The sequence below is a fragment of the Arenibacter hampyeongensis genome, from assembly GCF_002909255.1.
Classification (GTDB): domain Bacteria; phylum Bacteroidota; class Bacteroidia; order Flavobacteriales; family Flavobacteriaceae; genus Arenibacter; species Arenibacter hampyeongensis.
Genome location: NZ_PIOB01000003.1, coordinates 342,166 through 357,337, shown reverse-complemented (window position 1 = coordinate 357,337; position 15,172 = coordinate 342,166). Strand labels below are relative to the sequence as shown.

Here is a 15,172-nt window from a genome sequence, read left to right as displayed (position 1 = left end):
CAACTCAATTATGAAACTAAAACTCTTTTTATTACTAATGACGTTTGTTCCCTTGGGGCTATTGGCCCAAGAACAAATACAAGGTACGGTGACCTCCCAGGATGATGGGATGCCATTGCCGGGTGCCTCTGTGGTAGTGGCGGGTACTACCAATGGTACAACTACAGATTTTGATGGTAATTTTACACTTGGTGATGTGCCTACTGATGCGACACTTTCTGTAAGCTATGTTGGTTTTTTAACTATGGAAATTCCGGTAAATGGACAGACAACCTTCACAATTGTATTACAGCCAGATGCACAAATGTTGGACGAGGTGGTACTAACCGGGTATACCACGGAAAGAAAGGCCGATTTAACCGGAGCCATTACCGTTGTGGAACTTGGCCCTGTTGAAGGTCAAAGTTTAAGTTCGGGTAATGCCATGCAGGCTTTGCAAGGGAGGGTTCCAGGACTCTTTGTTGAAAAATCCGGAAACCCGAACGGTACCAGTAGCCGAATTCTAATACGTGGGGTAACAACATTGGGAAATAATGATCCTCTATACGTAATTGATGGGGTACCAACAGTTCGCCAAGAAGTCTTTTCAGGCCTTAACCCAAGTACTATAGAATCTGTTCAGGTTTTAAAAGATGCATCCGCATCTTCCATTTATGGTTCTAGAGCTGGTAATGGGGTTATTATCGTTACGACCAAAAACAGTACCAAAGCAGGTGGGGACGAGAAATATAGGGTAAGTGTAAATTCTAACTTATCCGTACAATCAGAAAAGAATCAGCGGTATGATATGTTGAACTCCATACAACGTGGAGAGGCTTTGTGGAGGGCTTCCGTTAATGATGGTGCCGATCCAACTGGAGGCTATGGTGAAATTTATAATTTTGATTGGAACGGTGATTTTAATAATCCTGTGCTCAACGGTGTAACACTTCAGCCTTTTGTTGGTGGTGATGCCAACGTGCCGGCAGGGGATACCGATTGGCAGGAAGAATCCTATGAAACTGGTTATGTTTACAATAACGAAGTTTCTATTTCCGGAGGAACGGACAAGTCATTTCATCTCATTAATTTGGGGCATCTTAAGAATACTGGTATATTAAAACATACAGGTTACGAAAGATTTTCTGGGAAATTAAATTCCAATTTTAAATTATTCAATGACAAATTAAAGATTGGGGTAAATACTGCTTTTACTACCTCGGATGAAACTTTGGCCTCTACAGATATTGGCAGTGCCCCAACTCCTGCATTGGCAATAAGTATGGCGCCGACCATACCTTTGTTCGATAATAACGGTAATTATGGTGGGCCATTGGGTGCTGGTTATTCCGATCGTAACAATCCTGTGTTGATGCAGTATTTAAATAGGTGGGACAACACCGAAAGGACCAATATTTTTGGAAATGTTTTTGCCGAACTCCAAATCCTGGACAATTTAACCTTTAGGACAAGTATTGGTCTCGATTATGGTGACTACAAACGTAAGGATATTGAGCCCAAGGTTGCCAATGGATTTGTAAACAGGAGCAACAATAGGTTGATTTTGGACACTAATAAATTTACAAGTGTTGTTTTTACAAACACGTTAAATTATAATCTGGAACTGGGAGATCATCGCTTTGGTCTCTTGTTGGGAGCAGAATCCATTAAAAATGATTTTGATTCAGTTACGGCCATTGCCGATGGTTTTGCTGTAGAAACGGAGTCTTATTTTGTTTTGGATGCCTCAACGGGAGCTAGAACCAATACCGGCCGTTCCAGTGGAAGTAGCCTATTGTCCCAATTTGGAAAATTAAACTACGCATTTGCCGATAGGTATTTGGCTTCTGTGACCGTACGTAGGGATGGTTCGTCACGATTTGGTGATGAAAATAGGTATGGTGTTTTTCCAGCGGCAACTTTGGGTTGGAGAATTAGTAGGGAGGATTTTTTCAATGATGAAGGGGTGGTGTCGGATTTAAAATTTCGGGCAGGATATGGCGAAGTTGGTAATCAATCGATCGGTGACCTTGCAAGATTTGGCCTATACGAATCCAGATATGGTCCAAACCAAGATCAATTTGTTCCTGATTTTTTTAATCAGTATTACAATGTTGGAACGGCCTATGATCTTGGGGGTAATAATGGAGGTACTTTGCCTTCTGGCTTTGTATCCATTCAAGCTGCAAACCCGGCATTGAAGTGGGAAACAACCAAAGAATTTAACTATGGTGTGGATTTTGGACTTTTTAATAATGCTGTAGTAGGTACATTCGATTACTTTACCAGAAAAACCAGTGATATCTTGATCACGCCCCCTATTGCCTCGGTTATTGGTGAAGGGCAACAGCGCGTATTGAATGGGGCCACTACACAGACCAAAGGATGGGAACTATCCATAGCCTATTCCAAAACATGGGATAGTGGATTTTCATTAGGGTTGTCTACTAATTTTGGAGCATTTAAGGATGAGATTACCTTTCTTCCGGAAGAGGTTAGGGCAGGCTTTCCTGGAACCGCTGCCAATTCAATTTTAGGTCAGTCGCAATTTTCAATTTTTGGCTATAAAACTGATGGCTTGTTCCAAAGTCAGGCAGATATCGATGCTAGTCCAACTCATGTTGGTTCAAGGCCAGGAGGAATAAAATTCCAGGACCTTAACGGTGATAATGTAATAGATTCCGATGACCGTGATTTTATCGGGAATACATTGCCGGACCTAGAGTATGGTATCCGAGTAGATCTTGGGTATAAGAACTTTGATTTTTCCGTTTTTGGTTCTGGAGTAGCTGGAAGAATTGGTCAGGATCCTTACATATTATGGAACAATTTTACGCAAGGCAGAGAGAATGCCGGACTTGGTGTTCTTAATGCCTGGACTCCGACCAATACCAATACAGATATTCCTTCCTTGTCTTTGGCTTTCAACGATCTTAGAACTTCCGATTATTTATTTAGGAAGAATTCCTATTTTAAAATAAGAAATCTACAAATAGGGTATTCTTTACCTGAGGAGATGATCAGCCAATTTTGGGGTATGACCGGATTAAGGGTCTATTTTCAAGGTGAGAATTTATTTTGGTTTACTCCAAAAGATTATATCGGATCGGATCCGGAGCGTACAACTGTTGATAATATCCCCGTTCCTACTGTGCTATCATTGGGACTTAATTTGAACTTTTAAAAAATGAAAATCATGAAAAGAAATATAATATTTATAATGGGAGTGCTGGTTTCGTTTTTCCTAGCCTCCTGTGACAAGGACTTTTTGGAATATGAACCGGAGGGAGTCCTGTCCAATGATAATGTAGCCACGGCAGATAATGCTGAAGCCCTGGTAGTTGCTGCTTATGCAGGGATTGCCAATGATGAGATGATTGGACCCCTGACCCATCAATGGGTGTATGGAAGTGTACGTTCGGATGATGCCTATAAGGGCGGTGGAGGCCGAGGTGATGTAGATGTAATTGACCGCTATGAGCAATACAATCTAACAATTCCAGATTTTGGGGATTGGATGGCCCCGAGAACTTGGACCAATTATTACAAGGCCATTTCTAGAGCTAATTTTGCTTTGACCGTAATCAACGACATACCTGACGCGGAATATCCAAATAAGACTTTGAGGCAGGCAGAACTTAGATTTTTGAGGGCACATTCCCACTTTATGATGAAGCTTTTGTTTAAAAAAATACCTTATATTAAAGAAGGGCTGACTCAAGAGGAAACTGCTGCCGTTACAAATGATGTGCCCAACGATGAATTGTGGAATACAATTGCTGAAGATTTTATTTTTGCTTATGACAATCTTCCCCAATCGCAAGATGAGGTTGGCAGGGCAGATAAAAATGCAGCTGCAGCCTATATGGCCAAACTTAGGCTCTTCCAGGCGTACGAACAGAATGACCAGCATCAGGTCACTACTATCAATCCGGCCCGACTTCAAGAGGTTATTGATTACGCGGATGATGTAACTGCTGGTTTGGAATCGGATTACGGAAACAACTTTTTGGACGGTTTCGATAATGGTCCGGAATCAATTTGGGCGGCCCAATTTTCTATTAATGACGGTACCAAGGTAAGTAGGGTGAGTTTTGTAACGGGACTTAATTCTCCTCATGGATCTGCACTATACGGGTGTTGTGGATTTCATTTGGCCAGTCAGAATATGGTCAACGCATTTAAGACCGATGCAGCTGGATTGCCTTTATTGGATAGTTTTAATGATACGGATATATTCACTACGGTTAATGAAGATGGAACCGTAACACCGGCAGTAGGATTAACGGTTGATCCTAGGTTGGATCATACCGTGGGAGTTCCGGGAAGACCTTTTAAATACAGGAATACAGTTAATACTACCGGTGATATGGTCTATAACTTTAGCTGGGCCAGGGATCCAGGGGTTTATGGATACTTTGGGAACATGAAGGAACAACAAGCGCCAGATTGCTCTTGTTATGTGAAGGAAGGACCCTTCGTTGGTACTTCAAAGAATGTAGATTTTATTAGGTACGCGGATATTCTGCTGTTCAAGGCGGAGGCCTTGATACAATTGGATCGTTGGGATGAGGCTTTACCTCTGATCAATCAGGTTAGAGGTCGTGCGGCCGTTAGCACGCAACGTCAGATTGATGCAGGTGCAAGCGATATTTACAATATTCAAGAGTACACTGCCTTCCCTGATAAAGCCTATGCATGGAAAGCCCTAAAGTTTGAAAGGAGATTGGAATTTGGGATGGAAGGTCCCCGATTCTTTGACTTGGTAAGATGGGGTGAGGCAGCAGAAGTGTTGAACGCCTATTTAACCGAGGAAAAAACAAAAAGGGATTTCTTGTCCAGTGCAGTTTTTACGGCAGGAAGGGATGAGTACTATCCAATTCCACAACGTGAAATAGATTTTACAGGAGGACTCTATAAGCAAAATCCTGGATATTGATTTAAGTCCGAGTTAGTTTGAGTTAGTTTTTAAAGGCACGGAGAGTAGTTTCTCCGTGCCTTTTATTTAAAGTTTGAATTATGAAAAAATTAAAAGCTATTTGTTTCGGAGAGGTTTTATTCGATAATTTCCCAACACACTCAAAGATTGGGGGAGCTCCCTTGAATGTTTCTTTGCGCCTACAGTCTTATGGTGTAGACGTTAGTATGATTAGTAGTGTTGGTGATGATGTGGATGGAAATAAAATAATTAAATATCTAAATAGTTGCGGCGTGAATACCGATGGGATACAAATGAGTTCCAGTTATGGGACAGGTCAAGTAAACGTTGTCTTAAATGACAAGGGAGTGGCATCCTACGATATTGCCTATCCTGTTGCATGGGATAAAATTTTGCCGCGAAATCTATATGAAAGTATTCTAAATGAAACCGATGTTTTTATTTATGGCAGTCTTGCCTGCAGGGATAATACTTCTAGGGCAACTTTACAGGGGTTATTGGAAATTGCTCAATACAAGGTTTTTGACGTGAATTTAAGAGCGCCGCATTATACCAAGAAATTGATCCTGGAATTAATGCAGCACGCTAATTTTGTGAAATTTAATGATGACGAATTGTATGAGGTAGCGGAATATCTTGGTTCTAAATACAATTCTATGGAGCAAACTATAATATTTGTAGCAAAACAGACCCAAACAGAAACCATTTGTGTCACCAAAGGAGCTTATGGCGCTGTATTATATCACCACAATATCTTTTATTATAATAGTGGCTATAGGATTAAGGTTCTTGATACGGTAGGCTCTGGAGATTCATTTTTGGCTTCGGTAATTTATAAATTGTTTAACGGGGAAGGACCACAAGCGGCAATTGATTTTGGTTGCGCCGTAGGAGCTATGGTAGCGAAAAGTGAAGGCGCCAACCCAATAATTACCATTCAAAGAATAAACAAGTTTATGAATCCTTAAAGTTTTTGTATCATATCATTTAAAGGATTACCAGAGAAATCCAACTGGTAATATCATTATTCGATTCTCAGTACTGCCAGTATTTATTTGTCCTTAATGCCATGGTATGTAGGTGTTTTGGATAGTATATTCAGAATAGGAAAAAGTTGGTTTTAATATAATCCTAGAATAAAAATCTATGTTTTAAAGACGGACCGAATATATTTATTGTTGAGAACATAACTATCAAACATATCCGCATTTTCGGGAACAGCACCTTCTATCTGTATCCATCCTTCATATTTGATATCATCAATCGCTTTTTTTACCTCTTCAAAATCTATTTTGCCTTGCCCTAATAAATAACCGTTCTCCTTGGCGTGGAATTCACAGATATGCTTTTTGCCCAGCCACCGGATTTCCTCATAAATATTGTAACCCATTTTGTTCGAATTGGCCACGTCATAATACACTTGCACGTTGGGAGAACCAACGGCATTTATGATTTCCATATGTTCTTCGGCGCTCAACCAAGATTCTATACCTAGAATAATACCATTATCTTCGGCCTTTTTGCTTACTTTTTTTAACCTGCGGATTGTTTCTTGGGTGCCTTTCATATCATTCTTAAGGTCTCCATGGTGAAAGAATGCCAATAATACCACTCCAACTTCCATCTTTTTGGCAACATCTATACTGTCCGATACCCATTGCTCTGCTCTGGGGTCCGATTTATAGGGGATGTTGTTCATTTCCCCTATGGCGATACCTCCTATATTAATACCATATTCCGAGCAGGCATTCTTATATTGTTGTTGAATCCATTCCTGCCTTAGATGCATGTCATTGCCCAGATTTCCCAGACTGATCTGAACACCATCCAATCCAATATTTTTGCCGACTTTTATGGCCTCTACCTCCGACATTTTTTGAATGGACCAATCGCAGGCCCCAATCTTAAATCGCCGGTCATTGTCCAAGGCAAAAACTTCATATGCGGTTAAAAGACTTAAACCAAATATTCCAGCTGAAGATTTTAAAACTTCCCTTCTTGTAATGGTAGTGCTCATGTTTACATTTTTTAAGATGCGGTTAGGCTATAGGCTACTGTTTTTAAGCGTGAGTAAATAAGCTGACAGATCGGCCAAATCTTGTTCCGTGAGACCTAGGGATACTGCATTTGGCATAATGCCCATTTTTATTTTTTCTTTGCTCTCAATATCATCCGCTGCTATAACCATCTGTTTTCCGGTCATATCCTTTAGGACAGTGGTCTCGCCCTCGGAAAGAAGAAAACCATACAAGGCCTGACCACTTTTAGTTTTTATCATAATTGGTTCATAACCAAATACTATGGAGGCGTTTGGATTTATAATGGCATCCAATAAAGCTGTTTTGTCGAATTTTTCCCCAATCGAAGATAGATCTGGTCCAATGTCATTACCGGTAGTTCCGTTTTTATGGCAGCTTGTGCATTTTGTGAGGAATACATTTTCTCCTTTGGTCGTATCTTCTTTTAATTTTAGGATTGCAGGAATAGAAAATTGCTTTCCGCCGGTTTTTATAAAATGTTCACTGGCCAAAGTTCTAATTTCCAATTCGGGATTATTGAAAATAGCATCAGAAATCCCGTTGATTATTTCATTGGATAGTTGATCTTTTGCTGCCAAACTTATCAATAAACGGCCACCAATTAAGCTCCCGGCCATCTCTTTTCCTGCTTCTATTCTTTTGGCTGCGGACGAATCTTTGTTTAAAAGGGTTTCTTGTAGACCTGCAATTTTTTCAGGGATACTGTAGCCTTCACCACTTTCTGCCTGCCAGTCCCATAGAGTATGCCAATCGTTGCTCTTTCTGAATTTTAGCCACCATTCCGTTAGTTCCTTTACAGTATTATCAGTGCTCAATTTTTTAATGTCGAACATGGCTGCAACTGCATTCCGATCATTAATAAAGGCCAGGGCATCTACTGCTTGTTTTTTTTGATTGGGAGATAGACTTTCGGCCAAGGCCCTTTCCTTTAGGGCATTAATGGCCGATTTTGGATGAATACGCCATACAAGTGACGCAAAGGCATCTGACCATTTGGACGGGTCTTGGGCCTGATCATTAAGAATTTCTTTATAGGTCATTTCTTCCTTTCCGTCCGAGGCCATTCCCAAGGCTTCCAGAAACCAGGTATCGTTGCCATCGTAGCCCTTAAATAATTCCTTGATCAACTGGCCACTTTCTGCCCAAGACTTGTCGCGCAAGGAAATAGCGACCTCTCTTCTTACTTGGGGAGAAGGATCGTTGACCGAAATGGAGGCATTATCCAAAAAGAATTCGGAATCATCTTTCAAGGCGCGGTAGGCCACGATCCTTAATCGGGGGTCCGGGTCGTTTTCCAAGGTGTTTTTTACAATGGTTTTTCCTTTGTTGCCAAGTTTTGCCAATAGCCATATAGCGCGTGATTGATGATAGGGATTGTCCGAATCCAATATTTTTTTTACTTCGTCCACGACTTGTTCCCCTTGAGTCAATAGTTTATCAAAGCCTAGACTTCTTACGTTGATTGCAGGATTTAGGAGGGCCGAAATCTGGCCATCGGTGGTGGTAAGATCTATTTTTGGGGCTTTGAGTTCCTTTCCTTTTGGGCTAATTCTATAGATTCGACCGTAGCCGAGGGTGTCCTTCATCTGGTGACCACCAACTACGGGATCGTACCAATCGGCCACGTAAATAGCGCCATCAGTTCCTACGGCCACATCGCTCGGGCGGAACCATTTGCGTTTATCCTCATCAATATCGTTCCAAACATAATCTTCGGTTGATTCTTGGGTTGAGGTGATTAAATCGTGCCTCTCCAAATCAAATCCAGCGCCTTGGGGCGAAGGCTGGTAAGCGAAGATAACATTGCGCCCGGCATCGGCACTTAAGAGCATTCCACGATATTCCGGTCCAAAGGCATCCCCTTCATATACGACCACCCCGGTTGGAGAGCCTGCCCCCGAATTGTCCCCCGCGGGCATAACCCCGGGATCCTCCTGGTGCCAATGGGCAGAAAAAATATCTTGGTCAGGTTTGCGATCGGCCTGCCAGGTACGTTTGCCATTGGCATTAAAATAGCCAGCGTTGCCGCCTTCCATAAGCCAACTTACCCTGCACGTTACTACTTGGTCATCATTGTCGTTCTGCCACATATTGCCATAGGAATCCAAAGCAACTTCGTAGGAGTTTCTAAAATTGTGGCCAACAACTTCAAGACCGGTACCGTCATTATTCATTCTCAGGGCGAGGCCTCCAACCCAAATACGTCCATCATCACTGAGTTGTGCTGGCTCATTTTTATCATTGTACGGCGTTCCGCCTGTATAAACACTACCAGAACGGAGTTGCCAACCGGCTTTGTCGGTTACCTTGTGGGGTCCGGCATTTCCAGTATTGAAATACCATTTCCCGTCCGGACCTACTACGAGCGAATGGAGGCTGTGATCATGGTCAAAGCCCCCAAACCCGGTAAGGAACGCTTCTTTTTTGTCGGGTACGTCATCGCCATCTTCATCGGTGTAGACAAATAATGTGGGTGCACAGGAAACGAACACCTTGTTCCCTATGACTGCTATACCCAATGGAGCTACAAGATCTTTATCCTGTACAAATACTTTGGAGGTGTCACTAATCCCATCCCCATTGGTATCTTCTAGAATCACTACCCGATCTCCTTGGTCGAAATTTAGATGGTGTTTTGGGTCATTGTTGAAATCCCTGTAATTAACGGCTTCGGTAACCCAAATTCTTCCCTTTTCGTCTACATCCATATTCGTCGGATTATATAAGGAAGGAGATTCTGCCCATAAGCTCACTTGCCATCCTTCTGGCACACTAAAATCATTCTCAATATTGGTCTCGAAATTAAGTTCAGGGGTTGTGTAGTTGGCATTTCTCGGGTCTGTGCAACCAATAAAGGAGCAGACCATTGAGGTGGAAATACCCAGATATAATAATTTTGCTTTAATTCCCTGTATAAATCCCATATGGAAAATTGATTATTTTTAACATGTGCATACAAGTTAGAATTTAATTTTAAATAACTTGATATTTTCCGTGAAAAATTGAGTTAGCTATTATTGGTTTAATTAAGGTTAGGATTATTTCTAAATACTTTGTCATATGATGAATGATCGTAGAGGTCATCTCTCAGCATCAAATTGCCTATTTTTATTGTAAAGTCTTAAAATTCAATATAATAAAGCCTTTTTGAAGTTGAAAACAGAGGTAGATATTTTAGGGTTAGGTTGGCTTAATCAATGGGTTAGGAAACAAGCTGGGGATAGTTTATTTTTGTATTGGAGTACGAATTAAAATTCTCCTAATATATAACTTGTCTGTACAACACACACTGTTGATATAAAGAAGGCTTCATTTAAAAAGCTCTTTTAAAATGGCTAAAGGAGATTAAAAATTAGAATTGATACCTGAATATAGAAAGTGAAGAAGATAAAGAAATACCATCAGATTCAAGAGTACATTAAAAAGAGAATCCAAACTCAAAAGTATCCTCCTGATAGCTACTTGCCTTCGGAAAATGAATTTTGTGTGCAATTTGGTACAACTAGAACAACGGTTAGAAAGGCCTTGGATGAACTCTTGAAGGAAGGTTTTATCGAGAAGGAACACGGTAAGGGCAGTAAGGTCCTTGAGAGGGGGAAATACTTGGGACTGTTGTCTGTTAAAGGCTTTTCAGGTTCAACAGATTACAAGGTAAAGACGAAAGTAACGGAAGAGCCTAAAATTGTGGAATGGGACGCTTCAATTGTTTTTCCCTTATCCGAAGATGAAAAAAATTCACAATGTGTTTATTTTCAAAGAGTTCGCTATATAGACGACAAACCCGTGGTTTTGGAGAACAATTGGTATGCCTTGAACGCTTTGGAGCCGATAAAGTCCGATGAATTTGTTGAGGGTTCTTTTTTTAAAACCCTTAGTCAAGAATATTTAATAGAGATTATGGGGGCGGAACAAGAATTAAGATCGGTACCTGCCACTAAGGAAATAGCTGAGAAATTGGGGATTGCGGTAGGTGTCCCAATTCTACATATCTCCATTAGGTTCAGGACAAGTAGGCCCAATCTAAACCTTTATGGGGATTTGTATTGTAATACTACGGAATACCCTATTAGAAATAGTTATTTTCTATAGAAGTCTTGCTCATATGACCTAGTCCCCGATATTCTATTTTTGAGGACTACGAGCTACTTATTTTGCTAACCATTAGCTAATCAAGGCATGTGGTTACGACTTGGTAAAGGCATATAATTTTTTGGGATTGTCAAAAAATAATTTCTTGTAATGTGCTTCCAGCCCTTTGGATTTTAAAAATTGGGGGATGGTTTCCAAAAGATAATTTAAGCCAGGGCCGCCTCCGTAACTTTTCCAATAAGCATTTTTGGCCATATCCATGCCCAAGGTAATTTGATCGGGGTACAGGGGAAGTAGGTGTTCCAAGAGATTTAAGGTATAGTTGGGTTCGCTATCTTTCCAGCGAAAAGCACTGTCGTATTCCACTCTGACTCCCATATCAAGTACCGCTTTGTTATAGTCTATTTCTTTGGCACGATCTACATGGGACAATACCACATGTTCTAGATTTGCTCCCAGTTTTTTGAATAGTTTGGCTTGTTCCAAGGCCTGTTTTCCAAAATTGGTATGAGTTAGTATAGGTGCTCCAGTTTCCAGATGTGCATTGACCACTGCCCTGAAAATGTTTTCTTGATGTTTGTCAATGGGGTCGCTTCCTGTGGCTAATTTTATGAGTCCCGCTTTATGGATTGTTCGCTGTACATAAGGTCCGGAATAATCGAATTGATCAATACCATTTTCAATATCCGCTATAAAAAGTTCGGACAATTCATCTTCAGTATAGCTATATCTCCAATGATTTTCCGGGTAATAAATTTCCAAATGGATTCCCGTTGGGACAATAATATTTACGCCGCTCAACCGACTAACTTCAACCGATTTTATAATATTGCGACCGCAATTGGCCGGCATAGTGTCCACAACGGTTCTACCTCCTTCCTTATAAAAATTTTTTAGCTCCTCTGAAATTTTAGCCACATCGTTAAGTAGAAATTCGGGGTGTGCGGCGGTTACATAACTATCCTCTATAATAATGTGTTCGTGGGAATAGGTCAGACCCATTTCCGAAGTTGGCTTGTCGCCCAAAACAGTTCTAAAGAATTCTTGAGACATATCTTATTTATTATTTTCCCATCCGTTCCTGGATGTATCCGCTATTTTTTGGGGCATTTCTAAAATTGCACCAACTGCGATCAAAGCATTTTGTAGTTTGTTGAAATCGATATTTTTTGCATTTTGATCGGAATCCAAGGAGATCTTGGCGGCCAGACCGGCTGCCTGCCCCATACTCATGGTCTGTGCCATTGAACGGCAGGAAGCGTGTGCATCATGGGTGGCCGAGAAGCAACGGCCCACTACCCAAGTATTCTGACTTTCCAAAGGTACAATTGTGCCATAGGGTACCCCATATGCTCCTCCTTTAGGGACATATTGCCAAAAAGTTTCCGAATCTCCCTTGTCCGATTTTCGATGGTCTTCTATTGGGGCGCCGCAAAGAAAAATTTGGTCATCGAAGGTCTTGGCGTTCATACAATCTTCTTTTGTAAGACGGTATTCGCCAAATACCCTTCGAGTCTCCCTAACTCCAATTTGATGGGAGAGCCCTATGATCTTGGCGTTTTGATACCCAGGTACTTCCCCTCTAAAAAAATCTTCAAAAATAAAGGATTGCCTGCGACCTTCTATTTCGGCTTTTGTAATGCCCTCCACATCCAAAGGGTCTAAATCCACTACTTTTACCGCCACAGTGGAAATGCATTTGGGTTGACACATTTCATGGGCAGATCCTTCTTTGCGGGGAAGGCCATGAGTTCCCTTATTAAAGGCTTCTGCCATCTTTTCTTTCAACATTTTTTTTCCTCCTGCAGCTTCATATTCTTGCTGTTCCACATTGGCCATGCGGAAGGTGGTGGTCATACTCTGGGCGGCTTCCTTCTCCCCGGCCCGTTCGTATTTAATGCCTGCCCAATGACAATAATCGGCATCACCAGATGCATCTATTACTCTTTTTGCTGTTATGGAAAAAAATCCAATACCCTTATTAAAAAATATGCAGGTTGATGTTTCCCCCGCTTTTTCTACCCCAACTAGTGTGGAGTGATATAAAATTTGAATACCACTTTTTTGTAAAAGATTGTCCCAAACCAGTTTTAGCCTTTCAGGATTGTAATTGACGCCTGTACCTGCACCATAAGTATTGGGCCTTAGAAAAATATCGCCGGATTGGTTTAAGGCGTTGACGATTCTATCCGGGATGCCTCCTATAATTTTTTTTGGAGAATCCGATGGAGTGAAAAAACCGTAAAAAGTATCCAGCATCTGGGTTGAGGTACCGCCCGGAAAACCATAACGCTCAACCAAGGTAACTTTGTACCTCCCATCCGAGGCAGCAATAGCTGCGGTAGACCCTGCACTGCCACTGCCAATAATGAGGATGTCTGTGTGAAACGATTTAGAAATTACAGTTGAAAAGTTCATGTTGAAAAATAGTTAAATTCCAAAATATGGAATAGCAGGGGAATGCTTTGGATATAGGTGTTCCACCATTAATTTTTGCCTGTTTCGGCCCCTACATTTTGATATAATTTTGCCATTAAATGAGCGTGTTCATCATAAGCCGATTCGAAAAGATCCACAGCGCGTTTTTCACCTACAATTTTACCGCTACTTAGTACTTTTGGCGATTTCCCATTTTCTTGTAATATTTTAGCCACCTCGGCTTTGATGCAATTTATAAGCAGAACCCCGCCTAAGGTAGAACCTGGCGCCACTGGAGAATCCAAACCATCCAAATATATCATGGCATCGCCCAATGGCGCTCCTGTATCCAATACAAAATCGGCAAAATCCGTTAACTTCTTACCGTCCGATTTTTTTGAGGTACTCCCTTCCAGATGTAGCTTGCTCACCAAGGCGACCACTTTGATATTTCTTTTTTGAAATTCTTCCGCCATTTCTATAGGGACCACATTACAGCCACTGGATGAAATGACCAATGCCGTATCTTGTGGACTGGTATCAAAATTCCGTAGGATCCGCGCGGCAAATCCGGATACATTCTCAAGAAACATGGCTTGACGCTGCCCGTTGGCACCGACCACCAAATTGTGAAAGGACAGAGAAAGTTCCACAATGGGGTTAAACCCGGGAAAGGACCCATATCGGGGCCACATTTCTTCCACCATCATACGGCTATGTCCAGATCCAAAAAGATGGACCATTCTTCCGCTTAAAATAGATTGGGCAAAAATTTGGGCTACTTCTTGTATCTTCGATTCCTGTTCCGCTACAATGGATATAATTTCTTTTCCCTTTGCTAGATATTCTTTTGTTACGCTCATTTTTAAATTATGCTTTTGTATTCTTTAAATGAAGTCTTGTCTATATATTTAACCATATTGGCCTTCACTAATGCTCCAGCCGCCATCTACTGCCAAAACTTGTCCGGTTATGAATTTGGAATCGGGATGTAAGAACATTAATACGGCATTGTTAATGTCCTCGGAAACCCCAGGGCGCCCTCCGTCCAAGGGTTGTTTGGTTTTTAGGAATTCCAGTATGTCCTTATCCTGTACTGCCCTTTGGGCCATGGGGGTAACAAACAAACTTGGGGCAATGACGTTAATTCTAATATTGTGCTCTGCATAATATGCTGCAATGGATTTGGAAAAACCCAAAATGGCCGATTTGGCCGCAGCGTAGGCATGTGTAGTAAAATATTTTGGGGAAGGGGAGTAGCCCAACACCGATCCCATATTCAAAATGGTTCCCGGTTTTTTATGTTCCAGAAAATAATTTATTATGGCCTGATTGGACAACATTAAGGAAGTCAGGTTTAGTTCCATGGTTTTGTTCCAGCCTTCCAATGTTAATTGATCTAATGCCCCATCACCCCATTTACGACCACTTCCGCCGGCAACATGAAATAATCCAGTAATATATCCAAAAGTGTTATGAGTTGTTTGAATGGCCTTTTTAATGGTCTTTGGGTTGGTGGCATCGCCGTCCATGCTAATGCTACCCTGACCTAGGATTCCTTCCGCTTTTTTGCAATTTGAAAGGTTCCTTCCGACCACCATTATGTTGGCTCCTTCCGCTTTTAGAGCAATGGCAGCCGCCAGACCCATTCCGGTAGTGCCACCCATTATTATGTAAGTGGTGTTTTTAAAGTCCATAGTGCGTTTTA

Annotated in this window: 10 protein-coding genes; 4 read left to right on the top strand and 6 right to left on the bottom strand. The window is 41.4% G+C overall.

Annotated features, from left to right (window positions below; translation table 11 throughout):
• Nucleotides 1-10 precede the first annotated feature (10 nt).
• The 3 genes from CWD91_RS09890 to CWD91_RS09880 all read left to right on the top strand — a co-directional run bounded on the left by CWD91_RS09890 (nt 11) and on the right by CWD91_RS09880 (nt 5,886).
• Nucleotides 11-3,163, top strand: a complete 3,153-nt coding sequence (locus CWD91_RS09890) for a SusC/RagA family TonB-linked outer membrane protein (protein WP_103440968.1) — start codon at nt 11-13, stop codon at nt 3,161-3,163.
• A 12-nt stretch (nt 3,164-3,175) separates the two neighbouring features.
• Complete coding sequence (locus CWD91_RS09885; protein ID WP_103440819.1) at nt 3,176-4,918, top strand: RagB/SusD family nutrient uptake outer membrane protein; 1,743 nt, start codon at nt 3,176-3,178, stop codon at nt 4,916-4,918.
• A gap of 80 nt (nt 4,919-4,998) precedes the next feature.
• Nucleotides 4,999-5,886: a carbohydrate kinase family protein gene (locus CWD91_RS09880; RefSeq protein WP_103440818.1), complete on the top strand. Its 888-nt coding sequence runs from the start codon at nt 4,999-5,001 to the stop codon at nt 5,884-5,886.
• 176 nt (nt 5,887-6,062) lie between these two features.
• On the opposite strand, the gene CWD91_RS09875 is transcribed toward CWD91_RS09880, so the two are convergent.
• Both CWD91_RS09875 and CWD91_RS09870 read right to left on the bottom strand, forming a co-directional pair.
• Nucleotides 6,063-6,935, bottom strand: coding sequence for a sugar phosphate isomerase/epimerase family protein (locus tag CWD91_RS09875; protein WP_205164623.1), 873 nt, complete (start codon nt 6,933-6,935; stop codon nt 6,063-6,065).
• Nucleotides 6,936-6,962: 27 nt separating this feature from the next.
• Nucleotides 6,963-9,881 carry a PVC-type heme-binding CxxCH protein gene (locus CWD91_RS09870; protein ID WP_103440817.1) on the bottom strand — a complete coding sequence of 973 codons (2,919 nt, stop codon included), beginning with the start codon at nt 9,879-9,881 and terminating at the stop codon, nt 6,963-6,965.
• A 454-nt stretch (nt 9,882-10,335) separates the two neighbouring features.
• Between CWD91_RS09870 and CWD91_RS09865 the strand changes: the two genes are divergently transcribed.
• On the top strand, nt 10,336-11,046 hold the full coding sequence (locus tag CWD91_RS09865) for a GntR family transcriptional regulator (protein ID WP_103440816.1): 711 nt from the start codon (nt 10,336-10,338) through the stop codon (nt 11,044-11,046).
• A 93-nt stretch (nt 11,047-11,139) separates the two neighbouring features.
• Here CWD91_RS09865 and CWD91_RS09860 read toward each other — a convergent pair whose 3' ends face one another.
• From CWD91_RS09860 to CWD91_RS09845, 4 genes are all read right to left on the bottom strand, one after another.
• Nucleotides 11,140-12,099: a phosphotriesterase family protein gene (locus CWD91_RS09860; protein ID WP_103440815.1), complete on the bottom strand. Its 960-nt coding sequence runs from the start codon at nt 12,097-12,099 to the stop codon at nt 11,140-11,142.
• Nucleotides 12,100-12,102: 3 nt separating this feature from the next.
• The gene (locus CWD91_RS09855; RefSeq protein WP_103440814.1) at nt 12,103-13,464 is read right to left on the bottom strand and encodes an FAD-dependent oxidoreductase; all 1,362 of its coding nucleotides are present in this window, start codon (nt 13,462-13,464) and stop codon (nt 12,103-12,105) included.
• 68 nt (nt 13,465-13,532) lie between these two features.
• Entirely contained in the window at nt 13,533-14,327 is a 795-nt protein-coding gene (locus tag CWD91_RS09850) for a sugar isomerase domain-containing protein (protein ID WP_103440813.1), read from the bottom strand.
• Between the two features lie 48 nt (nt 14,328-14,375).
• A complete protein-coding gene (locus CWD91_RS09845; RefSeq protein WP_103440812.1) occupies nt 14,376-15,161 on the bottom strand; it encodes an SDR family NAD(P)-dependent oxidoreductase in 786 nt (261 codons plus the stop codon).
• Nucleotides 15,162-15,172 lie beyond the last annotated feature (11 nt).